The sequence below is a fragment of the Psychrobacter immobilis genome (genome assembly GCF_003148585.1).
GTDB classification, from domain to species: domain Bacteria; phylum Pseudomonadota; class Gammaproteobacteria; order Pseudomonadales; family Moraxellaceae; genus Psychrobacter; species Psychrobacter immobilis.
Map to the genome: position 1 here is coordinate 143,823 of NZ_QGGM01000003.1, position 25,086 is coordinate 168,908.

Annotated in this window: 22 protein-coding genes; 8 read left to right on the plus strand and 14 right to left on the minus strand. The window is 42.7% G+C overall.

Annotated elements, in window-relative coordinates; genetic code table 11:
* Positions 1-74 precede the first annotated feature (74 nt).
* Genes leuD through leuC form a run of 3 tightly spaced genes read right to left on the minus strand, consistent with a single transcriptional unit; the run spans position 75 to position 2,681 of the window.
* Entirely contained in the window at positions 75-725 is a 651-nt protein-coding gene (leuD, locus tag C8D84_RS04000) for a 3-isopropylmalate dehydratase small subunit (RefSeq protein WP_109590246.1), read from the minus strand.
* A gap of 47 nt (positions 726-772) precedes the next feature.
* Complete coding sequence (locus tag C8D84_RS04005; protein WP_109590248.1) at positions 773-1,237, minus strand: hypothetical protein; 465 nt, start codon at positions 1,235-1,237, stop codon at positions 773-775.
* A gap of 25 nt (positions 1,238-1,262) precedes the next feature.
* Entirely contained in the window at positions 1,263-2,681 is a 1,419-nt protein-coding gene (gene leuC / locus C8D84_RS04010) for a 3-isopropylmalate dehydratase large subunit (protein WP_109590250.1), read from the minus strand.
* Between the two features lie 476 nt (positions 2,682-3,157).
* On the opposite strand from leuC, the gene C8D84_RS04015 reads away from it, so the two are divergent.
* A complete protein-coding gene (locus tag C8D84_RS04015) occupies positions 3,158-4,030 on the plus strand; it encodes a LysR family transcriptional regulator (RefSeq protein WP_045446822.1) in 873 nt (290 codons plus the stop codon).
* A 477-nt stretch (positions 4,031-4,507) separates the two neighbouring features.
* The gene (gene putP, locus C8D84_RS04020; protein WP_045446819.1) at positions 4,508-6,007 is read left to right on the plus strand and encodes a sodium/proline symporter PutP; all 1,500 of its coding nucleotides are present in this window, start codon (positions 4,508-4,510) and stop codon (positions 6,005-6,007) included.
* A gap of 764 nt (positions 6,008-6,771) precedes the next feature.
* On the opposite strand, the gene C8D84_RS04025 is transcribed toward putP, so the two are convergent.
* The 4 genes from C8D84_RS04025 to C8D84_RS04040 all read right to left on the minus strand — a co-directional run bounded on the left by C8D84_RS04025 (position 6,772) and on the right by C8D84_RS04040 (position 11,391).
* Positions 6,772-8,268, minus strand: coding sequence for a hypothetical protein (locus C8D84_RS04025; protein ID WP_109590252.1), 1,497 nt, complete (start codon positions 8,266-8,268; stop codon positions 6,772-6,774).
* 398 nt (positions 8,269-8,666) lie between these two features.
* Positions 8,667-10,061: an outer membrane protein transport protein gene (locus tag C8D84_RS04030; protein ID WP_055124344.1), complete on the minus strand. Its 1,395-nt coding sequence runs from the start codon at positions 10,059-10,061 to the stop codon at positions 8,667-8,669.
* 203 nt (positions 10,062-10,264) lie between these two features.
* Positions 10,265-11,024 (minus strand): IS5 family transposase gene (locus tag C8D84_RS04035; protein ID WP_109590460.1). Its coding sequence is split into 2 segments (ribosomal slippage): positions 10,265-10,802 and positions 10,801-11,024, totalling 762 coding nucleotides; the frame shifts between segments, so codons are not numbered across the junction.
* A gap of 94 nt (positions 11,025-11,118) precedes the next feature.
* Positions 11,119-11,391 (minus strand): SlyX family protein, encoded by a 273-nt coding sequence (locus tag C8D84_RS04040; RefSeq protein WP_109590254.1) that lies wholly within the window; start codon positions 11,389-11,391, stop codon positions 11,119-11,121.
* A gap of 241 nt (positions 11,392-11,632) precedes the next feature.
* Here C8D84_RS04040 and C8D84_RS04045 point away from each other — a divergent pair, with 241 nt between their 5' ends.
* The 6 genes from C8D84_RS04045 to C8D84_RS04070 all read left to right on the plus strand — a co-directional run bounded on the left by C8D84_RS04045 (position 11,633) and on the right by C8D84_RS04070 (position 18,077).
* The gene (locus tag C8D84_RS04045; protein ID WP_109590257.1) at positions 11,633-13,576 is read left to right on the plus strand and encodes an ATP-binding cassette domain-containing protein; all 1,944 of its coding nucleotides are present in this window, start codon (positions 11,633-11,635) and stop codon (positions 13,574-13,576) included.
* A 471-nt stretch (positions 13,577-14,047) separates the two neighbouring features.
* Positions 14,048-14,632 (plus strand): ubiquinol-cytochrome c reductase iron-sulfur subunit, encoded by a 585-nt coding sequence (gene petA / locus C8D84_RS04050; protein WP_045446807.1) that lies wholly within the window; start codon positions 14,048-14,050, stop codon positions 14,630-14,632.
* A 22-nt stretch (positions 14,633-14,654) separates the two neighbouring features.
* On the plus strand, positions 14,655-15,860 hold the full coding sequence (locus tag C8D84_RS04055) for a cytochrome b (RefSeq protein WP_173936707.1): 1,206 nt from the start codon (positions 14,655-14,657) through the stop codon (positions 15,858-15,860).
* Positions 15,860-16,576 (plus strand): cytochrome c1, encoded by a 717-nt coding sequence (locus C8D84_RS04060; protein WP_045446804.1) that lies wholly within the window; start codon positions 15,860-15,862, stop codon positions 16,574-16,576. The genes C8D84_RS04055 and C8D84_RS04060 overlap by 1 nt, the downstream gene beginning before the upstream one ends.
* Before the next feature lie 194 nt (positions 16,577-16,770).
* Positions 16,771-17,385, plus strand: coding sequence for a glutathione S-transferase N-terminal domain-containing protein (locus tag C8D84_RS04065; RefSeq protein WP_109590259.1), 615 nt, complete (start codon positions 16,771-16,773; stop codon positions 17,383-17,385).
* Between the two features lie 254 nt (positions 17,386-17,639).
* Complete coding sequence (locus C8D84_RS04070; protein WP_109590261.1) at positions 17,640-18,077, plus strand: ClpXP protease specificity-enhancing factor; 438 nt, start codon at positions 17,640-17,642, stop codon at positions 18,075-18,077.
* Positions 18,078-18,184: 107 nt separating this feature from the next.
* Here C8D84_RS04070 and dcd read toward each other — a convergent pair whose 3' ends face one another.
* The 7 genes from dcd to C8D84_RS04105 form a co-directional block, all read right to left on the minus strand.
* Positions 18,185-18,760, minus strand: coding sequence for a dCTP deaminase (gene dcd, locus C8D84_RS04075; RefSeq protein ID WP_011513914.1), 576 nt, complete (start codon positions 18,758-18,760; stop codon positions 18,185-18,187).
* A 136-nt stretch (positions 18,761-18,896) separates the two neighbouring features.
* Positions 18,897-20,039 (minus strand): DUF2804 domain-containing protein, encoded by a 1,143-nt coding sequence (locus C8D84_RS04080; RefSeq protein WP_109590263.1) that lies wholly within the window; start codon positions 20,037-20,039, stop codon positions 18,897-18,899.
* A gap of 143 nt (positions 20,040-20,182) precedes the next feature.
* The gene (locus tag C8D84_RS04085) at positions 20,183-20,506 is read right to left on the minus strand and encodes a hypothetical protein (protein WP_109590265.1); all 324 of its coding nucleotides are present in this window, start codon (positions 20,504-20,506) and stop codon (positions 20,183-20,185) included.
* Positions 20,507-20,588: 82 nt separating this feature from the next.
* Complete coding sequence (gene apbC, locus C8D84_RS04090) at positions 20,589-21,812, minus strand: iron-sulfur cluster carrier protein ApbC (RefSeq protein WP_109590267.1); 1,224 nt, start codon at positions 21,810-21,812, stop codon at positions 20,589-20,591.
* Positions 21,813-21,983: 171 nt separating this feature from the next.
* The gene (mgtE, locus tag C8D84_RS04095; protein ID WP_109590269.1) at positions 21,984-23,336 is read right to left on the minus strand and encodes a magnesium transporter; all 1,353 of its coding nucleotides are present in this window, start codon (positions 23,334-23,336) and stop codon (positions 21,984-21,986) included.
* Between the two features lie 175 nt (positions 23,337-23,511).
* The gene (locus tag C8D84_RS04100) at positions 23,512-24,312 is read right to left on the minus strand and encodes a 3-hydroxybutyrate dehydrogenase (protein ID WP_109590271.1); all 801 of its coding nucleotides are present in this window, start codon (positions 24,310-24,312) and stop codon (positions 23,512-23,514) included.
* A 61-nt stretch (positions 24,313-24,373) separates the two neighbouring features.
* Positions 24,374-25,003, minus strand: coding sequence for a CoA transferase subunit B (locus C8D84_RS04105; RefSeq protein WP_109590273.1), 630 nt, complete (start codon positions 25,001-25,003; stop codon positions 24,374-24,376).
* Between the last annotated feature and the right edge of the window lie 83 nt (positions 25,004-25,086).

Below are 25,086 nucleotides of genomic sequence, written 5' to 3' on the forward strand. Positions count from 1 at the left end.
GTTCACCGCCATAACTCAACGTTACATTATTACTGTTCAGCAGTTTTATAAGTAATGGCTTGCAGATTCATTACTTATGCTCGTACATCATTAAATATCCATGGTGTTTTTTGCATCATCTTATGCTCATAATCTTTAATGGCATCGCTTTGCTGCAAGGTTAAACCAATATCATCAAGCCCGTTTAACAAGCAATGTTTGCGAAAAGCATCCACGTCAAATGCATATTCTTCACCTGTTGAGGTGACGACGACTTGCCGTTCAAGATCTGCGGTTAGCTCATAGCCTTCATTAGCAAGCGTGGCCTTCATTAATGTATCCACAATTGCCTCATCCAAGACAATTGGTAGCATACCGTTTTTAAAGCAATTGTTATAAAAAATATCGGCAAAGCTTGGTGCAATCACCGTACGAAAACCATATTCAGACAACGCCCATGGCGCATGCTCACGACTAGAACCACAACCAAAGTTGCGGCGTGCCAGCAAAATCGTCGCGCCTTGATAACGCGGCTTATTTAGCACAAATTCTGGATTGATAACGCGTGTGCTATTGTCTTGCCCCGGATATCCTTCGTCAAGATAACGCCAATCATCAAACAAATTGACGCCAAATCCTGTGCGTTTAATAGACTTTAAAAACTGTTTTGCGATAATTTGATCGGTATCGACGTTTGCGCGATCTAATGGGCAAACGATACCCGTTTGAGTGTTATAAGCTTGCATGAGTTTTCCTTAAAATATCGATTACTAACGTAAATTTTTTTGACGGTCTAGTGAATCTTAAAAGAGCGTGCCATTTGTTTAACAATACTTGTCATTTTAGTTTTTTCACTTTCAGGATAGTTCAGATGTAATACTGCTTCCTGACCATCCTTAACTTTAATAACATGATAAAAAACTTGACCGTCTTTTCTATAGCCGCTTGCTGTATAGGTTTTATCTTTTAACAGCTCGTAAGTAACTGTCATGCCTGTTTTATATCGATGCTGCTTCTCTTCTAGATAATCACTATCTGTATAAAAGAAAACAGTTGGTGTATTACTCCCAAAGACCAAAATAGTGGCATTAGAGTTGGGTAACTTAAAATGACGACCATCACCATTATCTGCCTCAGGCAACCATGTCAATTGATTTGGCACATCGACACAATAGGTAAATCTTCCATTACAGTAATCACGAGCCATCGCTAGCTGAGAGCTACCCAGTAAGCAAAATAAAACAAACAGCATTTTCATTTTTATGCTCTATAGAAATGAAAAGTTAAAACGTACGCACATCGACAAAGTGACCGGCTAACGCTGCTGCAGCTGCCATCGCTGGACTGACCAAATGCGTACGACCACCATTGCCCTGACGACCTTCAAAGTTACGGTTAGACGTTGAAGCGCAATGCTCTTGTGGCTCAAGCTTATCCGCATTCATGGCAAGACACATCGAACAACCCGGCTCACGCCACTCAAATCCAGCCTCAGTAAACAAGGCATCTAAGCCTTCTGCTTCAGCCTGCAACTTCACTTGCCCAGAACCTGCCACAACGATGGCTTCTTTGATATTGTCAGCGACTTTACGACCTTTAATGACTGCGGCGGCATCACGCAAATCTTCAATACGCGAATTGGTACATGAACCAATAAAAATGCGATCAAGCTGGATATCGGTAATCTTTTGTCCAGCGTCTAAACCCATATAGGTATAAGCACGTAACCAGCCTTCTTCTTGTGCTTCATCTGCCGCTTGATCAGGTGTTGGTACAGATTGAGTGATATCGACAACCATTTCAGGAGAGGTTCCCCAAGAGACTTGTGGCGCTATTTGGCTGCCATTCAACTCAACAACAGTATCAAATACCGCGTCATCATCTGAATATAAGGTACGCCAGTAAGCTTCCGCTTGCGCCCATTGCTCAGAGGTTGGCGCATAAGGACGACCTTTGACGTACTCGATGGTTGTGTCATCGACCGCAACCATACCCACGCGAGCACCCGCTTCGATTGCCATGTTACAGACGGTCATACGACCTTCCATACTCATCTCTTCAAATACTTGCCCAGCAAATTCGATAGCATGACCTGTCCCGCCAGCCGTGCCAATTTTGGCAATGATAGCCAATACCACGTCTTTTGAGGTCACGCCAGCACCAAGCTTACCAGTGACGCGAATTTGCATATTTTTTGATTTTTTCTGAATCAAGCACTGAGTTGCCAATACATGCTCAACCTCTGATGTGCCGATACCGTGCGCTAAGCAGCCCAGCGCGCCATGAGTAGCAGTATGAGAATCGCCGCAAACAACCGTCATACCCGGTAACACCAAACCTTGCTCAGGGCCAACGACGTGTAAAATGCCTTGACGAGCATCATTAATCGTAAACTCAGCGATATCAAATTTGGTGCAATTTTCATCCAAGGTTACTACCTGCAAGCGTGATACTTTATCCTTGATACCAGGCACGCCTTCTAAACGCTCTTTAGTGACTGTGGGTACGTTATGGTCAGGACTGGCGATGTTAGCCGACAGGCGCCACGGTGCTCTATTGGCTAACTCCAAGCCTTCAAATGCTTGCGGACTGGTCACTTCATGCAACAGATGGCGGTCGATATAAATCAGGCTCGAACCATCGTCACGCTTGGTAACTTCGTGAACATTCCAAAGTTTGTCATATAACGTTTGACCTGCCATGTTGCTATCCTTTATTGGTTGCTAATTACTGGTTTTTTTACTTGCTTATAGTCATTCCACTATAAAAGTATTACTGCGTTAACCTCGCTTGAAGTATTAAATATACATCTACACTCAGTTGCCTTGTACTACTTTTAAATTGAATCGACTATAGCCTATGGTAAAAATCTTATACGTCGCGATACTTTATCATCAGCGGCATCGTCAGCAGCGCTTGTATCAAAATCAATATTTTTATATTGGCGATTGTACATTGATGACCATTATCAGCGCTTAAAACGTGCGATGAGCTGCAAATAGTCAATTTAATAGAATAAATATGTCACAATACGCCTTGATGTCTTGTGATTATAGCAGGCTAATCCTATAATAATAATTGATGATTTTTGCCCAGACACAAACTTTTATTTCTAATACATTGTGATTGGGTCAGCCAACTTTTATTTATAGCTCGCAAAGTAGCTAAGGACATCCGTTTGAACACCACAAACTTGACGACATTCGTTACCGTTATGCACACTGGCAGCATCTCAGGTGCCGCAGAAAAACTGTTTATCACACAGCCTGCCGTCAGTAAACGCATCAAAAATTTGGAAGATGAATTCAACATTACTTTGTTTGATACGGTGGGACGCGGCATTGTACCAACCCAAGCAGCCAATGAAATGCTGCCGCATGCCAAGCGGTGGCTAGAAGATTATGAGAATTTTAAGATTAATCTGCAACACTCTCAGCATATCGTATCTGGCAAATTAGTGATCGGTACCAGTCATCATATTGGCTTGCACCATTTAGCGCCTGTACTTAAGCATTTTATCCAAGCTTATCCTGCCGTACAACTAGAAGTACATTTTGTTGATTCAGAAAAAGCGCACAAAGCCGTACTCGATGGCGATTTATCATTAGCATTTTTAACACTGCCGCCCGTTTATGATAAGCGCTTGACCTATCATACGCTATGGTCAGACCCTCTTTACTTTATGACAGGTACGCTATCGCCTTTAGCGACCAAATCTAATGTAACACTAGAGCAATTGGCACGCTATCCTGCTATTTTACCGTCTGCCAACACCTTTACCAGTCAAATTACCTTGGCTGAATTTGCTAAGCACAATCTGAAACCCTATGCCACAATGAGCACCAATCCTCTTGAGTCTATTCGCATGTTGGTTTCTGTTGGTCTGGGATGGTCTGTATTACCGCAAACGATGATCAGTCAAGATTTAGAACGTATCGATATGGCAGACAATATAGAGTTACAACGCTATTTGGGTGTGGTTATCAATCCGAAATTGACGCAATCTAGCAGCGTTACAGCTTTGTTAGACTTGTTAGCGCCTATTGAATGAGACTCCCACTAAGCGATGATTAGAGCGTGCTATGGAATCTAAAAAGCACGCTATTCGCATTTATGACCCTCATGCGTTATAATACGCTTGACGTTGTTTTTATAACAAAAATTTACTATAAGAACACTGATAGTCATATATTGAACACTTCGAGTAATATATGATGGTTAACAGTAGGTTTAATGGTTTTAAATGATTGGTTATATAGGTGGCCGATACTGATAACTGAGTCGCAAATACGAGCAATCGATATGATGTAATATGGCATTCTTATTGATCTCTAAGCACTGCGAATTTGTATTAGCCCTAGAACAGCATCAATCATATAAAACTAACAGCAGATATTGAATAAAAGCCATTATGTCCTACTTAATGGCTTTTTTCGTCTTTAGATATTGTTTGGGACATCGTCTTATAACACTTAATCTTTATAGTTAAAATAATTACCGCCAACCATGTTGGTTAAGGACAATTTATATGAACGGAGTTTCTAGTGGCGTGCTGGTATCACTTGGCGCCTATTTTTTAGTGATGATTGGTATTGGCATTTACGCTTACTTTAAGCAAGCCAATGATACTGAAGGCTATATGTTAGGAGGACGCAGTTTAGGTCCAGCAGTCACTGCACTATCGGCAGGTGCATCAGATATGTCAGGTTGGTTACTACTTGGCTTGCCCGGTTATATGTATGCTGACGGTGTCGTGAGTATATGGATCGCACTTGGTTTGACACTTGGTGCATTTTTAAACTACCTTATCGTGGCACCGCGTCTTCGCGTTTATACCGAAGTGGCTGACAATGCCATCACTCTACCCGATTATTTCGCCAACCGCTTCGAAGATAAATCGCACATGCTGCGTGTTATCTCAGCCGTGGTTATCATTTTATTCTTCACGGTCTATACTGCTGCAAGTCTAGTAGGCGGCGGTAAACTCTTCGAAAGCTCGCTAAATCTTTCTTATAGCACTGGTCTATGGGTCACCGCTGGCGTTGTCGTTGCTTATACGTTATTCGGTGGTTTCTTAGCCGTTTCGATGACTGACTTTGTACAGGGTATCATCATGCTATTTGCGATGGTCATTGTGCCTGTCGTCGCTTTCACTGATTTGGGTGGTATTTCAGCCACCACGCAAGCGGTTAGAAATATCGATCCAAGCTTGCTTAACATTACTAATGGTATGAGTATCCTTGGTATTGTGTCATTGATGGCATGGGGTTTAGGTTATTTTGGTCAGCCACACATCATTGTACGTTTTATGGCCATTCGCTCAGTCAAAGATGTCCCTACTGCCCGTAACATCGGTATGAGCTGGATGATTGTCAGCCTTATTGGGGCACTGATGACAGGTTTTGCTGGTCGTGCGTATGTGCAAAAGACAGCGATGACTTTAGATGATCCTGAAACCATCTTTTTAGTATTTACGCAGTTTTTATTCCATCCATTGGTTTCAGGCTTCTTATTAGCTGCAATTTTAGCTGCGATTATGAGTACCATCTCATCACAGCTATTGGTGGTATCAAGCTCATTGACTAAAGATGTCTATAAGTTGTTTTTTGATCAAGATGCACCTGAGGCGCGTCAAGTATTGGTCGGCCGCATTTCCGTAATCATTGTCGCCGTTGTTGCCATTTTACTGGCGTCTAATCCAGAAAGCTCAGTATTGAATTTGGTTTCTAACGCTTGGGCAGGGTTTGGTGCCGCATTTGGACCGTTGGTTATTTTCAGCCTCATCTGGCGCGGTATGAACCGTAACGGTGCAGTTGCTGGTATGGTCGTCGGTGCATTGACGGTTATCCTATGGATTTACGGTCCTTTCCAGATGAATGGCATGGCACTCAATAGCTGGTTATATGCTATCGTTCCGGGCTTTATCTTAAGTACAATCGCCATTTTTGCGGTAAGTATCATGACAGGCGGTCCAAAAGCCTCTGTTACTGCGAAATTTAAAGAAATGGAACTCAATTTAAATAAATAAGCTTATCGATATAATTATCACTATAAAAAAACCTCGCCATCATTGGCGAGGTTTTTTATTGATGACTATTAAATATAATACCTAGGACATTGGTACATAAGTAAGCTATGGTTATTTCTATTAGAGATCTCATACTTAACTAATAGCGCTATAACATTTCATAATTCAGGTGTTAACTTTTCACTCAATCATCACGCTTGTAGCCACTTATGCTATGTCATTAATCATCTAACTTGTTAGTGTAAGATATACTACTGAATAAATTTATAATTCACCTCAAATATCAAAGATAAATGGATAAGCAGAACTACCTCAGCGAGGCTAAAGAGTTAGAGATATGGCGGTTATGATATCCATTAGCGCTGGCACAATACCGAGCACCATAGGGTCATCAATATATAAGATCATCTATAAGAAAAGATACTATTAGCGCTTAGAGGTCAATGAGTCTTGGATTTAAGTGTGTTTCAAGAAGCGTATATTTCAGCTGAAATATACTTATGATCGTCATAACTCAATGATGTTGTGGCTTATGTTTGAGGCAAATATCGTTTCATTGCAGGCAAGAAACCAATCACCGCCTTCTTAGACATCGCCTAAAAAATGCTGTCAAATAAATTTATTATTTTGCTAAAAACCTTTATGCACACTTTAAAGTCGTTGATTTAATGTTCTTTTATATCAATTTCTATTTCGAACACCGATAAAAAAGCGACCCATCACGGATCGCTTTTTTTATGTATTGATACTGCTAAATATGCGTATTATTTAGTGTCTTGGTAAGACAGTTTTACACCGAATATGTATCCATCATTGTCTTGAAAATCACCAACAATTTTGTCACTTGGCAACACACCTTGGGCATCGCCAAACCATAGGTATTTGCCACCTGCTGATACTGCCCAGTTTTCTGTCACGTTATACTTTGCACCCAAACCAGCGCTGTAATAGCCTTCGATAGGACCTAACGAGGTGACAGGGTTACCAGCACCACTATCCCAACCAACGGTACCACTAATTGCAAGTGCTGGCGCAACACGCTTGGCTAGACCAAGCTCTACTTGCCATTGATCCTCTTCGTACTCAACCAAGTTCAAACCATCAGGTCCATAAGATCTTTTACTAACCTCATTATATAGTGGCGGCGTAATCTTAAAGTCACCCCAAGGTACCCAGCGCACTTTTGCAGTTGCTAACGTCGTTGGGTTAATACCGGTTTGAAAATCAAAGTTTACGGATTTAGGAGTAGTAATTTCCATATTACTAGTGCGATTGGCTGCAGCTGGATCACCAGCTATAACGCCAGCTAAAGGATAGGTTTCAGCCACTTTCATGTTGTGATCAATTTCAGAGCGATAGGTCAGTGCTGCTTTTAAGGCAATTTCAGGTTTGCTATAAGCAATACCGGCTATATAACCATAATCCATATCAGGGCTGTTACGTGAGGTATAGCCAGTAGCAGGACCATAAGCCAAACCTCGTAATTTCACTTCAGACTCAATACGCTGAGCGACTGGACCACCGTATACTTGAAACTCTTTATTGGCACCAAATTTTGCGCCAAGAATGGCTGTCAGACTATTACTACGTACTTCAACGTTAGTGCCTTCTCCTGCATTAGCTGCTTCTGCTTGTGCTACCGCATTTGCTGTACCGAGACCAGTGGCCTGATTCACAAAACCTTGCGCTGCTGCTGCTTGAGCTTGAGCTTGTTGTGCAAGACCTTGTGCGACTTGAGGGTCTGTAGCTGTTGCAGCTAATTGTCCAAGTCGTTGCGCTTCCGCACCTGCTGCTTGAGCCTGCTGTGTCAAACCTTGAATTGCAGGGCCAAGAGTGTTGGCGTCAAACTGGCCACCCGTTAACTGAGTTATTGAAGCATTAATATCGCCTTTCGACACAAAATTGTTATCACCAGTATATTTCGCTGCTGCGCCAAAGGGCTCATCATATAAGATACCAACACTAAAGGTTTCATTGATATCTGTTTTTACACCATAACGAAAGAAATCATAATATTCAGCGATATCGCCAGTCTTATCACCTCTAACATAGGTGTTATTAGTAGGAACGTTATTGGCGCTATCATAACCACTAACATCAGCATCGATATAGGTGTAAACAGCTTCAGCATAGGTGCCATCTTGGAGGAAGGCTGTGACATCCTGACCTGAACGGTCAAGACCAGCAGCATTGGTTACGCTAGCTACAGAAAAAGCGGCAATCGCTACTGCAAGGGTTTTTAAATGAAAAGTATTGCGCATTGTGTATCTCCAAACGTCCTTGTTGTTTTACTACTTAAATAATCAATATTTAGCATTGCTGCGCATAACTTTATGATTATAAAAGTCGTGTCCTGAGATGAATACTAATGCCTTTTTGACACTAAAACAACAATTAAAGTGCTTTATTTCCCGAATATGACTGGACAGTACAAATAAGATACACGTACAAAACTAATATCTAGTTTTTCATTCTCATAATTTTTAAATTGCTATCAGTATTTATTAGAGAGAGCAGGCAGATACTTATCTGTTATAACTTAATAATTCTAAAATACTCTAATCTTTTATTAAACTTAAACAGGCTGGCAAAAAAAAGCGACCCAATCAGGATCGCTTTTTATTATCTAGACTATGGATTTATAACTTAGCAAATTACATTAGTTTGCTTGGTAAGAAAGCTTCACGCCAAGTGCAAAACCATCGTTGTCTTCAAAGTTACTAACCACGGCTTTAGTCGGAATTTGGCCTTTAGCATCACCGAACCATAGATATTTACCGCCAGCTGATACTGCCCAGTTTTCAGTCACATTGTACTTGGCACCCAAACCAGCACTGTAATAGCCTTCGATAGGACCTAGCGAGGTTACAGGGTTACCAGCACCACTATCCCAACCGACAGTACCTGTTACTGCTAATGCTGGCGTCATGCGCTTGGCGAGACCTAGCTCAACTTGCCATTGATCTTCATCGTAACTAACTAATGCCAAGCCTTCATCATCTTTTGTCGATATTTTACTGACATCATTGTATAGTGACGGTACGATAGCAAAATCACTCCAAGGCACCCAACGGACTTTCGCAGTCGCTAGCATGGTAGGATTAATACCCGTCTGGAAATCAAAGTTGACTGATTCTGGCGTATTGATTTCAATATCAGAATGTCTGGTAGTCGGCAACGCTAGGCCAGCTGTAGCACCTGCAGCTGTAGCAATTGGAAAAGTCTCAAAAGCTTTTGCATTGTGCTTGATTTCAGAGCGATACGTCAAAGCAGCCTTAAGTGCAATTTCAGGCTTGCTATAAGCCATACCAGCGATCCAGCCATAGTCCTGATCATTACTGATGTGAGTGGTATAACCCTTGGCTGAACTGTATGCATCACCGCGCAATTTTACATCTGCCTTTACGCGCTGAGCCACTGGACCACCATAAGCTTGAAACTCTTTGTTAGCACCAAATTTAGCACCAAGAATACCAGTAATACTCTCAGTACGTACTTCTACTTGCGTCGCTTCGCCCGCTACTGCTGCTAGACCTTTAGCGGCTTCAAGACCAATAAGTTGACCTTGAGCGGCTTGTAACTGCTCAGCAGTTAGACCACCTGGATTACCTGGAGCAAGCGCCCCTTGCAATTGTGGTATTAATACGTTATCGACATAAGCTTCGGTAATATTAGGGTTTTTTGTAAAGTCTTGAATGATAGCGTCACGATCACTGTCGGTAACGAAATCGTTTTGACCGTTATAATCAGCGGCGGCACCAAAAGGCTCATCATATAAAATACCGATGCTAAACGTGTCGTTAATATCTGCTTTTACACCATAACGGAAAAAATCATAAGACTCTGCGATATCATTGAGCTTATTGCCTGACAAGTCTTTACCACTCACATCGGCATCGATATAAGTATAAACAGATTCGGCGTAGGTGCCATCTTGTAAGAATGCAGTGATATCTTGACCTGAACGATCAAGACCAGCAGCACTAGCAACGCTAGCAATAGAAAGAGCAGCAACAGCTACTGTGAGAGTTTTCAAATGAAAATTTGCGCGCATTATGTATCTCCAAACGTCCGCATTGTTTTACTACTTTACTTAATTTTAATAAGCAAGCAGCATCCGAGGTGGAGGATAGTAATGATTTTCGAACATTAAAACAACTGTAAAAACACATTATTTCCTGATTATGACTGAACAGTATCTGTATCTCACAATGCGGATATAATAGTTATAAATTTTCAATCATTTAGAGCGTGTCTTCAATTCATCTTACAATGAACGATAGTACACGCCAGATAAAGCATTGACTTAAAATTACGAGCCAACTTCTCGTAGCGAGTAGCGGTACTACGAAAGTGCTTGAGTCTTGCAAACATATTTTCAACAAGATGACGTAGTTTGTACAAATAGCTATCAAACTCTGGATTAGGCTGTTTGGCGTTTTTTCTTTTGGGAATGATGGGTATCATATCGTGACTTTGAGCTTTATCCCTGATCACCTGTGAGTCATAGCCTTTATCAGCGATGAAGTAATCAGCTTGTCCAATCAATTCAATCAATTCAATCAATTCACCTGCAACTTGACTGTCGTGGACTTCACCCCCAGTGATTTTAAAATTGAGCGGATATCCATCGGCATCACAGGATAAGTGTATTTTTGTAGTTGCGCCGCCACGGCTTTGTCCAATTGCTCTATCTTCACCAAGCCTAGCTCCACTTGCATGCTGATGACAGCGAACATAGCTTCCGTCTGTGAATACCCATTCCGTATCAATTTCTTTTCGTAAGCTAAAAAAAATCTGCCCATAAGCCATTTTTCGACCAGCGGTTGAAACGACTATACGCTGTTTTCCACAAACATAATTCTTCAGGTATGTCACGCCAAGGCGCGCCTGTGCGTAATTTCCACAGTATGGCTTCCATGATCTCTCGGCTGTTTTGAGTTTGATAGCAGCCATGCTGTGTCATCGTTGATTGAAGTTGATCCCAAAGCGTATCTGTTAGTGCTGTTCTTGCCATGACTTGTACTTCTCGCATCGTCTCAATAGATGCGGTATTGTAACTATTATTTATGGCTTAACCAATTGAAGACACGCCCTAGTTTTTGCAGATATTAATAATGAGGGGGTCTTTCTGCCATTACATCAAAAAGTGCAATGCCGCCTTCAGGATCCTGACTTTCCACTTGTTTATAAATCAGCTGCAACTGTCGTTGTAATGTCTGAATATCTTTATCTTGCCGCGCAATCACCTCATCGAGTCGCTCTACTGTCATCTCTAAATGCGCCATACTCATCTGTAAATCAATGACTTGTTGCGTTTGTAGATCAGCATGCACAGCTAAAGCCTCGTTCTGAGCCTTATCTTGAGGATTAAATTGATTCATATTTTTCTCTGAATTATCATAAACATAAGACTGGTAGGATTCATTAATAAAATGGCTCGATGACCGATAAAAAGTAGCAATTAGATGGCGATACTCTTTATAAAATAGCAGCCGTTAATAAAAGCCATAAATAGTGCGGATAAAATCATTTACGCTCACTACAGTCACGTGATGGCATGTTATACTGCTCGCAATTTTGCAGCAACCCCTACCTCACTATTATATAAGCTTAAGATATTCTATGGCTCTGATACATTTAAAAGATATCCACCTCGCTTTTGGCGTCGCTCCTGTTCTTGATGGCATTGATTTTGCTATTGAAGCAGGTGAACGTGTCTGTTTAATTGGCCGTAATGGCGAAGGCAAATCCACCTTATTTAAGCTAATTAACGGTACCTTACAACCTGATAGCGGCGAAGTCATTATCAATAGCAGCGTGCGCGTGGCGATGCTAGAACAAGACGTTCCCGAGACAAGCGGACGTATCCTAGACATCGTTATGGGTGGTAGCAGCCGCACGGCTGAGCTGCTTATCAACTACAATGCCCAAACTGACTTATGTGCCAATGGCGACATGGATGCCTGCGAGCGTATGGCAGACTTGCAGCATGATATCGATGCGGTACACGGTTGGGATTTAGAACGAGAAGCCACCCGCCTGATCAAAACCATGGGGCTGGATCCAGATGATGATTTGTCTTCATTATCAGGTGGTCGTAAGCGCCGTGTACTACTAGCACGCTCATTGGTCACCAAACCTGATGTACTGCTGCTCGATGAGCCTACCAACCATTTAGACGTTGATAGTATTGAATGGCTAGAGCGCTTTTTATTGGATTGGCAAGGTCTAACATTGTTGTTTGTCACCCATGATAGAGCATTCGTCAACAAACTATCGACGCGCATCATTGAGCTAGATCGTGGTCAATTAACCAGCTATGACGTCACTCAAGGCGAAGGTGGCTATGCACGCTATCAAGAGCTAAAAGAGCTACAGTTACTCGCTGAAGAAAAAAATAACGCCAACTTTGATAAAAAACTGGCGCAAGAAGAAGTTTGGATTCGCCAAGGTATCAAAGCCCGTCGTACCCGTAATGAAGGCCGTGTCCGTGAGCTAAAAGCTTTACGTGAAGAGCGTAGTGATCGCCGTGAGCAAGTGGGTAATGTGAACATTACGATGGGTCAAGGCGAGAAAAGCGGTAAGCTGGTCTGTAAAGTTAAAAACTTACATCTTGAGTATGATGGCAACGTATTGGTTGATGACTTTACCACCACTATCATGCGCGGCGATAAAATCGGTATTGTCGGACCCAACGGTGCGGGCAAAACCACACTGATTAAAGCCCTACTGGATATGTCTGATGACGAAGTCACAAAGACTGGTAGTGTTGAATTAGGCACTAACTTAAAAATCGCTTTCTTCGACCAGTTGCGCGATCAGTTAGACCTTGAAGCCAGTGTGGCGCAAAACGTCTCTGAAGGCTCAGACTTCGTAGAAGTGGGCGGTCGCAAGACGCACATCATGAGCTATCTACAAGATTTCTTATTTGCCCCAGAGCGCGCGCGTACCCCTGTCAAAGCACTATCAGGTGGTGAGCGTAACCGCGTACTACTTGCCAAGCAGCTATTAAAGCCTGCCAACATTCTGGTACTCGATGAGCCAACCAACGACTTGGATATGGCGACACTTGAGCTACTAGAAGAGTCAGTCGCCAGCTTTGGCGGTACGATTTTGCTAATCAGCCATGACCGCTCATTTATGGACAATGTCGTTACTTCTACTTGGGTATTTGACCAAGATGAAGACGGCAAAGGTATCGTCAAAGAGTATGTCGGTGGTTATCAAGAATACTTGGTACAAAAAAACCGTGAGCAAGCAGCACACGCAGCTAGAGCACCAGCCAATAATGCAAATACTGCCAGTAAAGTTACCAATAAGACAACCGCAGCAAAACCTAACAAAGCTGCCAAAAAGCTCAATTTCAATGAACAGCGTGAACTGGACAATTTACCAAAAGAAATCGCTGCATTAGAAGCTGAACAAGCCCAATTGCAAGAGAAACTGGCTGATGGCTCATGGTTCACCACTGACGTTAATGCAGCGACTGCCGCAAGTGAGCGCCTACTCACGATTGAAGATGAGATGATGAATAAGCTTGAGCGTTGGAGTGCGCTTGAGAGCTAACGTTAGCGACTGAAGCGATGTTTTATAAAACTTCGAGTTTTATAAAATATGAAAAATAATGAAATAATCACCGTTTTGTTCTTATAAAGCGGTGATTATTGGTTTACGACTACTTACATAGTAGTTAGGTACTGAAAGTTAGTGAACATTACCTTAATTTCGAGTATCATTCGCTATTGCAAAATATCCTTATTAATTATAAGGTCATCACGCTTATAATCCTTGCCAAAAAATCTATGTGAGACATTGATAATGCAGCTATTTTGCATCAATTCTCCTATTCAACCTTAGAGTATGTTCTATCAAGGTTGCTTTATTTTTAACGCAATAATTTATTTTATCACCGAAATAGCTTAGAATAGCAACAATTAGCAAAATTAGGCACAGCCAAAGTGGCTTGATATTGTACATTTTCTAAGCCACAAACCCAGTGTGGGATAATCCCATTTCATTCACCTGGAGGAAGTATTAATGAGCCAAGCCGAAGGCGTTAACGTACAACGCCGTAGAGTTCTTATTGCCTCGACTGCCGCGATTGGTGCAGCTGGGGTAGCTGCTGTGGCAACACCTTTTGTCCGTTCTTGGTACCCAAGCGCTAAAGCTGAGGCTGCAGGGGCTGCAGTGACCCAAGATATTGGTTCTATCGAAGCAGGACAGATGATCGTTGTCAAATATCGCGGTAAACCCATTTTTGTGGTCAAACGCACAGAAGACATGCTAGCGACTTTAGCGTCAGTAAAACCTTTACTGTCTGACCCTGAATCTGATGCATCATTACAACCTGAATACTGTAAAAATCCAGAACGCTCTATCTCACCAGAAGTCTTGGTAGTAGAAGGCGTCTGTACACATTTAGGTTGTGCACCAAACTACCGTCCTGATGTTGGCGCGGCTGACTTGGGTGGTAATGATTGGTATGGCGGATTTTTCTGCCCATGCCACGGGTCTAAATATGACTTGGCGGGTCGCGTTTATAGTGGCGTTCCTGCACCGCTTAACTTACCTGTCCCAGATTACAACATGGATGGTACCATCTTGACGATTGGGGAGGCTTAATATGAGCATGGGTAAAAAGTTAATGCATTGGGTGGACGCACGCTTTCCAGCGACCGAAACCTATGAATACCATATGTCAAAGTACTATGCACCAAAAAACTTTAACTTTTGGTACTTTTTTGGCGTGTTATCAATGGTGGTATTGGTTAACCAATTGGTAACAGGTATTTGGCTGACCATGATGTACAACCCAAGTGCCGAAGGGGCATTTGCGTCTGTTGAATACATCATGCGCGATGTCAAAGGTGGTTGGCTCATCCGTTATATGCACTCAACTGGCGCATCTGCGTTCTTTGTGGTCGTCTATCTGCATATGTTTAGAGCACTGCTATATGGTTCATACCAGAAACCACGTGAGCTTATTTGGCTCATCGGTATGGGTATTTACTTAGCATTGATGGCAGAAGGTTTCTTCGGTTACCTACTTCCTTGGGGCAATATGTCATTTTGGGGTGCACAGGTTATCTTGAACCTTCCTGCTGCTCTACCTGTGATTGGTGATGGGCTTGCAGAATGGGTACGTGGTGATTATATTATCTCAGGTATCACCCTAAACCGCTTCTTTGCTCTACATGTGGTTGCTATCCCACTCGTACTTGTGGGCTTAGTATTCATGCATATTGTAGCGCTACACCATGTGGGTTCGAACAACCCTGATGGTATTGATATCAAGAAGCTAAAAGATAAAAATGGCGTGCCGTTAGATGGTATTGAATTCCATCCGTACTACACAGTGCATGATATGATTGGTATCGTGGTCTTCTTTATCTTGTTCTTTGCAGTGGTATTCTTCTTCCCAGAAGGCGGCGGATTCTTCCTGGAACCACCAAATTTTGAGACAGCGAATTCATTGAAAACACCAGCACACATTGCACCAGTATGGTATTACACGCCATTCTATGCCATTTTACGTGCGGTTCCTGACAAGTTGGGTGGTGTGATTGCGATGGGTGGTGCGATTGCCGTACTATTCTTGATACCATGGCTAGACAGATCGCCTGTACGCTCTATACGCTATAAAGGCATTTTATCTAAAATTGCTTTAACCGTGTTTGCGATTAGTTTCTTAGTTTTAGGTTACTTAGGCGCGACGCCAACGACACCAACAGCAACATTAATGGCTCGTATCTTCACTGTCTTGTATTTCTTGTTTTTCTTACTGATGCCAATTTATACCTCTATTGAGAAGTGTAAACAGCCACCTGAACGCGTTACCGGAGGTCACTAATGAACACGCTAATTAAATCCCTAGCGGGTCTAGGCTTAGGCGCGGCATTAACCTTGACGGCTGGTACTGCACTGGCAGCTGGTGGCGGTGGATGTGGCACATTCACCAATGCTGAGGGTGTTGAAGAACACTTAGCTTGTAGTACTGCTCCTATTGATTTTACCAATAAGGGCTCACTACAAAACGGTGCGAAAATCTTTATGAACTACTGTGCTGGTTGTCACTCTGCACAGTATGTTCGTCACTCGCGCATTGCTAAAGATTTAGAGATACCACCTGAGCTGGTCGAAAAGTATTTGATGGTCACCACCGATCAAATCGGTGATCATATCAATGCTGAAATTGATCCTGAAGTACAAGCATCATGGTTTGGCGCAGCACCACCAGACTTATCACTTGAGACCAGACTACGTGGCGATGACTGGGTATATACTTACCTGTTATCGTTTTATGAAGACCCAAGCCGTCCTTGGGGTGCCAATAACTTAGTACTTGCCAATGCGGCGATGCCTCATGTATTGCATAATATGCAAGAAGAGCTGAGTGCTGAAGAGTTTGAATCTGAAGTGGGTGATTTGGTTAACTTTATGGCGTGGATGGCAGAGCCTAACCGTCATGACCGTCAAGTGATTGGCTTCTTTGTGATTTTATTCTTATTAGTATTACTGATTCCAGTTTACTTATTGAACAAAGAATTCTGGAAAGATGTAAAATAATTAAGTATTAAAAAATATATTTTTATCGAAAAAAAGGCACTACTCTGGTAGTGCCTTTTTTGTCTATTAAAAGACCATAAAACACTGAACCATAATTTAAAACAAGGCTCACCCGCAATGTTTACGTACCTTGCCTTGATAATCAGGGCAACTTTGTTTACGATGATAGGCTTTACTATTAACATTAGGCTTTCATGATTGATGCGAACGACATTCCAAGTAGTCAGCTGATTTTATACGCTGATGACGGCTACGACAGTCATGTAGTGCGCCTATTACTTGAGGAAAAAAAGCTTGCCTATTATCTATCACGCTTGCACTCTGAACGGCCTGAAGATTTAACCGAGCTGAATCCCTATCACACCTTACCTGTTCTGCAACAACGTGAAATCGCACTGTATGAGATCAATGTTATCTTTGAGTATCTTGAAGAGCGTTACCATACAAACAAGCTACTGCCAGATACCCCGCAAGAGCGTGCTCAATTTCGCCAATTGGCTTGGCGTATTCAGCATGATTGGCTAGTACTCGGTAAGCGTCTACTCATGCACCCTAATAGCTTTAATAAAGTACAAGCTGCTATTGCGAAAAAACAATTAAGCGATTCTTTGATTACTCTATCACCACTGTTTGCTCATAAACCTTATTTTATGGCAGACGATTTTGGCTGGTGTGATGTATTGTTAGCACCTTTGTTATGGCGACTTGAAGAAATGGGAATTGAGCTGCCACGCGCAATTAGTCGCCCCTTATTTGATTATCAACAGCGGGTCTTTGAGCGTACTAGCTTTCAAAAAAGTGTGCGTTAATTAGGGTGTATCCTCAATCTGAGCATTAAACCTTAAATGGGCCAAAAATGACTAAATCTTTGTCAAACTGTGTCAAATAGCTTGCTTATATTTAGTTATTATCAGTACTATTTTCCTTGTTTGGCTGCAATTTTTATTACCATTTGCAAGAGCAGGACACACCCTAGACAATGCTTAACCGCTGCCTTAAAATAGAAAACAACAAAATATCTTTAGATTATTATCTTCAAATTATCAGTATAGGAAACCCTTAGATGAGCGAAACCACCTCTATTACCCCAACACGTCCTTATATGGTGCGCGCGCTTTATCAGTGGATAGAAGACAATCAACTAACGCCTTACCTGATGGTTGATGCCACTGCCGAAAATGTACAGATTCCAAGGGAACACGTGCAAGATGGTCGTATCGTATTGAATATCGCCAGCCGTGCGACTGGTAATATGAGTATGGAAAATGATTATATTCATTTTAGTGCGCGTTTTGGCGGCGTGTCACAAGATATTTGGGTACCAATGACGTCGGTATTAGGTATTTATGCGAAAGAAAACTCGCAAGGGATGTTTTTTGACCCCAATGAATATGACAACTATCAACCTGAAGATGATGCGATAGTAAGCTCACAGAAGAGCCCTACTGCGACACCTAAAACCAAACGTGATAATAAAGCTGGTTTAAAAGTGTTGAAATAGTCAATTTTTCGGTATAAAAAAGGCTGGTCGTATTATATACGGTCAGCCTTTTTGTGATTAATCTAAAAGATTTATCGTTGTGCACTTTCAGTTAGCATATAAGATTACTAGGTTCTTGGCAATGTCACGCCGCGTTGACCTTGATACTTACCGCCGCGATCTTTATAGCTGGTTTCACATACGTCATCAGCATCGCTTTGGAAAAATAGCATTTGTGCCACTCCTTCGCCTGCATAAATACGCGCTGGTAGATTGGTGGTGTTACTAAATTCCAAAGTGACATGCCCTTCCCATTCAGGCTCCAGCGGCGTCACATTGACGATAATTCCGCAACGGGCATACGTTGATTTACCAAGACAGATCGTCAACACATCACGTGGAATACGGAAATATTCCATGGTGCGTGCTAGCGCAAACGAGTTTGGCGGAATAATGCACTCGTCACCGATAACATCAATAAAGCTTTTCTCATCAAAGTTTTTTGGATCTACAATCACTGAATGAACATTGGTAAAAACTTTAAATTCAGGCGCGCAGCGTACATCATAACCATAGCTTGACGTACCGTAGCTAACCAAACGCTCGCCTGCATCATTAAAACGTACTTGACCCGCTTCAAACGGCTCAATCATGCCGTGTTCTTCAGCCATTTTACGAATCCAGCGGTCAGACTTGATAGACATTTTTGTTCCTTAGCAGCTATAAAATAAAATTTACGATATGAAGTGTATTTTGATAGCGACGATTATACGGAATTGAGCGCTCAATTTATAGGCTTGCCTGCGTTTAATATAAATCTACAATCAATACGACAACCGCCTACCATTTTGCGAAATGATCTTCTGCTAAGCCCATTATCTTATCGATTTTAATCACATCATCTTTTAGACGAATCTCACCACTATAAAAGCCAAGCCATTGCTCAAATATACTGGCAAGCACACCAAAGTTATCCGTCTTTTTATAAACGGTTATCGGCGTGAAGGTTAAGTCAATATCAACATTGCTCCAGCCTAGGTTTTGATGATAGATGCGCCAAGGCTGTCGCGTATTATCTATGGTTTTAGCAGTATCATCTTGCTCATTAGCTGGCAAATTTAAACCATCACGAACAAACATCACAGGCGGTAAATAATAAATCTGCCCATCCAGCCAGCACGCATTTTCGCTAACACCGGTCTCATTGACGCCCATCGCTAGATTTAGGACAAAATGACGACCGTCTGGCAAATAACTATTGATACAACTCCAAAACCAATTGGTCTTGTGACGCATATAACCAAGCGTCCAATCGAGATTGGCGATAGTCGTTTTGGAAAAGTGAATTTGTTTGGCTTGAGCATCAGTGTTAAATTTTGAATGGGATTTAATCAGTAAACGACCAGATATACCCGTCAACGGTTCTTTTTGGGTGAAGGTCCAGCCGCGCCTGCCCGTTGGTGTGCAGACTGCTAATGGCACTGCTTGCCGCTGTAGCGTCGCATCAAGCGTAATGTGTTTACTGTCCAATGCTACTGCGATTTGTGAAGGCGTAAAATCCAATGTTAATGTGAGACTACTATGGATGAATGCCATTTGCCCTTGATAGCACTCGCCTTCTAACTGTGTTTGCCGCGTTAACGGCTGCAATGCTTCACAAACCTCTAGCTGCTCAGTCTCATCGTTATAAAGATAAACAAAGGCACTGGTTGCCAACTTAATCGTTGCCAATGCCAGACAAACCCGATAAGGCGGCTGGATAATTTGAATAAAGCAAAATTGATTGGCTTTTAACTCTTTGCGCCAGTTTGGCAGCGTCTTTTGCGAAATAAGATGACTGTAGTAGTCCAAATAGTTGATATTTTTAACGTGAGCAAAGATGCCAAAAGTAGGCTGACCGTTTTTAATCAGCTCATCGAGCACAACTGGCTTAATGCTGGTAGATAAGTGTTGTTGGTTTTGGTCATTGCGATTTTGATTCATGATTAAGGCATCCTAGCCAAATTTTTCTAAAGGTATTATTGATTTACAGCTACTATCTGTCCTTGATAGCGAACTGTGGTATGCACCACTTTTCTTTTTGTCTTTGCGAACGCCGCCCAAATTGCTTCTCTAATCGCTTTTATTTATATCATCGTCAATCCGTCTGCCAATTCTTCAGAGACATTGACTACTGCAAAAGCACTTATTCCAAACAGATGCTTAGGAAATTTAAGTAGTAGATAAGCTAACGCTTGTACCGCTCTTAAAAGATCAGTAATCACCATGCGGCGATTACCAAAGTCATCATTAACTTGATGCCGTTTGCTACTATAAAGATGGGAGTAGCAAACGGCAATCACTTGATTGTTTGAGAGCTCAATCACGTATATCGGCGGGCGCAATAATTTCAAAAATATATACTGCGTGGGAATATCGTCTAAATGGCGTTGATAAATAGATAAGCTCACAATACTCCCTTTTTGAAAATCTAAGCCCTTTAATTTTATTTGCTTAGGCTATTTAACTATTACTAGAAGCAATTAAAAACTATTAAAAAATACGCTTATCATTGACAGGCTTGGCGAATTTATTAATAGTGGCTTCGATATTTTTAGCAATGCTAAGATAGTACGGCGCAAACTCATCATCGGCTAATACGCTCGGCTCACCTTTATCCACTTGTGCACGGATGCCACTGGCGAGCGGTAATTGTCCCAGTAGCGGCACCTGATACTGTTCAGCGATTTTTTCACCGCCGCCTGTACCAAAGATAGCTTCTGTATGATTACAGTTACTACAGGTATGTAGTGCCATGTTTTCGACCACGCCGAGTACTGGGATATTGGTTTTGTTAAACATCTCAATGCCTTTTTGCGCATCAAGTAAGGCAATATGCTGCGGCGTCGTGACAATCACCGCGCCCGTCACGGGAATACGCTGCGCTAGCGTGAGCTGAATATCGCCCGTACCCGGTGGCATATCAATGACTAAGTAATCCAGCTGCGGCCAGTTGGTTTGATTATACAGCTGCATCAGCGCACCAGTAGCTTTTGGTCCGCGCCACGCGACAGGCGTATTGTCGCCATCGAGCAAGCTACCAATCGATAGCATTGCCATACCGTGCGCATTGATAGGAACAAACTGCTCGTTTTCCAGCTCAGGTTTGACATTATCGACGCCTAGCATCGTTGGCATACTAGGACCATAAATATCGGCATCCAGTACGCCAACACGGTTGCCTAGCTTTTGTAATGCCAAAGCAATGTTGACCGTGGTAGTGGATTTACCAACGCCACCTTTACCCGATGCCACGACGATAATATGACGAATACGCGGATGCGCGGCGAGTGACGCTTGTGTCGGCGCGGCTTTGGTAATTGGTGGTTCAACAGTAGTATTGCTATCAGCATTTGCCGCTGATTTATGTTGATTGTCCATGGCATTAGTGGTTTTTGGCATTGCTTTTGGCAGACTTGACCCCGAGCCTTTCGTCGGTGCGGGCAGACGAACATTCATATGAATAGTCTTGATCCCGTGCGGATGTAACAGTTGCCCAAGCTCTTGTTGGATAATTTCAGGATTACTATTTACGGGTAGACGCAAGTCTAAGGTGAGCTGGTCACCATCACGTTCGAGCCCCGTTACCATGGTGGCAATACTGACAGTACCTACCTCATAACCAAGCAGCACCTTGTCCACGGCACTATCGCGCTCTGCTCGCTGCTCTGGTGTTTCTGATTTTTTGGTGGAGGTTTTCTTCATAAAGTTAAACATAGCGACTATTACTGCCTATACAAGTGAGTGGGCATGGCAAAAACTCAGTGAATACAGTCGTGAACAATACCGCTCGTGAGTGTATTAGCCAGACCTTTTATAGTGACAGTGTAGCTGAATTACCACTATAAAAAAACCACAACGCTAGTGGGACTAGGCTTTATAGCAGCGTTAACCGATAGACAAAAACTGTGAAGCAATAAACAAATAAATAAGTACACCCGAGGCATCACAGACAGAGGTAATCAAAGGTGCACTGGCAGTGGCAGGGTCAAAACCCAATTTATTAAGCACAAAAGGCAAGCTCATACCAATCACACAACCAATCATCACCACCGACATCATACTCAGTGCCAGCACTAACGACACCACTGCATCACCACGTACATAACCGATGATTGAGATAGCCACCGCCATCGTCGCCCCAAGCATCAACGCAACCATCGCCTCTCGACCCAATAATGAAAACCAGTCACGCATGACCACATCGCCAGTCGCCAAAGCTCGCACCATCAAGGTCGCTGACTGCGAGCCAGCGTTACCACCACTGTCGACCAATAAAGGTAAAAAGAACACCAATACCAAATTGGCAGCAATCACATCTTCAAAATTAGAAATACTTAATCCTGAGAGCAGGTTACCAAACACTAAAAACACCAACCAAAAGACCCGCTTACGGTATAACACTCGAACGCTGACGTCTTTTAATTTGCCAACCATGGTCGAGACACCGCCCGACTTATGGAAATCATCGGTTGCCTCATCACTCACCACATCCATCGCATCATCGTGGGTAACAATACCGACCAAAGCACCACTATCATCGGTAATAGGCAGCGCAATTAAATCATAGCGAGCCACGACTTTCGCAACGTCTTCTTGATCATCATTGACATTACAAGACACTACTGTGCTCATCATAATGTCATTAATCAGCTGTTCAGGAGCCGCTAAAATAAGTACTCGTAAAGAGACAACGCCTAATAATTTACGCTCATCATCAATCACATAAGCATGATAAATAGTCTCGGCATCAGGTGCTTCTAGGCGCAGTGCTGCCAATGCCTCAGAGACAGTCATATGAGCAGCTAAAGTCGCATAATCAGATGTCATCAACGCACCAGCAGTGCGCTCCTCATAGGCAGATAACTTACGAATATCTTCACGTTGTGCCTGTGCCAAGGCGGGTAGCAAAGCATCCCGCTGCTCCTGATTGAGGTGCTTATATAAGTCGGTACGCTCATCCGCAGGCATCTCGCCTACTATCTTTGCTAATACAGCCCGAGGAAATACATAGGCAAGGGCAACCTGAATATCCGTTTCTAAATAGGAGAACACGGTAGAACGATTGGGCAGATGCTCAAGTAGCTGCCACGCAAGATTTGGCTCCATGAGTGCCAGAACATCGGCAATATCAATCGGGCGCAAATTTTGAAGTTGATTGATTGATTGCTCAAACTGCTGTTGCTCGATAGCACGGCTTAATTTTGCTGCAAGCGTTTTTGCAAAATCCTTATTATTCATTATACTTACTCCGTGCGACCCGAAACGGTATTCAAGCGCTCATAAAAAAGAGCCAATCTAATTGGCTCAAATTAATATAAAAATAGATGCTAATGGATTGGTCTTTTATTAGCAAGCCCATGATTTTTAAATCAATCAATCAAACAGCCCGCGAACCTATCCATTGACCACGCTGTTAATTCATAAACCAACCATGACTGGCAACAATAGACTGACCGGTAAATACATTACTTGGGAATGCGGCTAAGAATAATGCCAGTTGGGCAATGTCATCAACGGTGGTAAATTCTTTGTCGACGGTATTCACCAGCATAATATCATTGACTACAGATTCTTCACTGATGCCTTTTTCAGCCGCTTGTTGCGGAATTTGCTTTTCGACCAACGGCGTTTTGACAAACCCTGGGCAAATTACATGCGCGCGTACATTATGCTCAGCACCTTCTTTTGCCAATACACGGCACAGCCCAAGTAACCCATGTTTCGCTGTGACGTAAGGCGCCTTAAACATGGATGCTTCATGCGAATGAACTGACCCCATATAGATGACCGTACCGCCTTTGTCATCTTTATACATGTGCTGTATCGCCGCTTTGGTGGTCAAAAATGCCCCATCCAAATGAATGGCGAGCATTTTTTTCCAATCCTCAAACGCCATTTTATGAATCGGATCGATGATCTGAATACCAGCATTGGAGACGAGAATATCAATAGCACCAAAGGTATCGACCAGTTTTTGTACACCGTCATTAACGGCAGATTCAGACGTTACATCCATGGCAATGGCAAATGCGCGTCCGCCTGCCGCTTCAATAGCATCAACGGTTTTCTGAGCGGCTTCAAGATTAATGTCAGCAATACCAACCGCTGCGCCTGCTTTGGCATAAGTTTCAGCGATATCACGTCCGATACCGCTGGCAGCGCCTGTGACCAATGCCACTTTGCCCGACAAATCCTGTTGTAATTGGGTCGCCATATTTTATAGTCCATTATCAAATAGGTTTTTTAGAGGTCTGTGCCAAATATATCTAACAAGCTTATTGAGCAATGCTCACTGGCGTTTTTTCTTGTAGCTCATCAAAGCTAACACCTTCTGCCAGCTCAACTAGCTTTAGACCGTTGTCAGTGACGTCTAGTATAGCAAGTTCTGTAATAATCCGATCAACCACCCCTTTGCCCGTCAATGGTAGCTCGCAATTGGCAAGGATTTTTGGCTCGCCGTGTTTATTGACTTGTTCCATCAAGACAATCACGCGCTGCACGCCAGCGACTAGATCCATCGCACCGCCCATGCCTTTGACCATTTTTTTGGGAATCATCCAGTTGGCCAAATCGCCTTTTTCTGACACTTCCATCGCACCCAATATCGCCAGATTAACATGACCGCCGCGAATCATCGCAAACGACTCTGAGCTACTAAAATAACTGGCGCCCGCTTCGGCAGTGACGGTTTGTTTACCCGCATTAATCAAATCTGCATCGACATTTTCTGCCGTTGGAAACTCGCCGATACCTAATAGACCATTTTCAGACTGTAGCCAAACATCGACATCTTTAGGGATATAGTTTGCGACTAAGGTTGGTAGTCCAATGCCTAAGTTGACATAATAGCCGTCTTGTAGCTCTTGTGCGGCACGCTGTGCCATCTGCTCTCTTGTCCATGCCATGATAACTTCCTTATTTTTATAACGACCCCAAAAAATATGATGAGCGGTGTCAAATTCGCTTAGTCTACTAAATGTAGCACTTT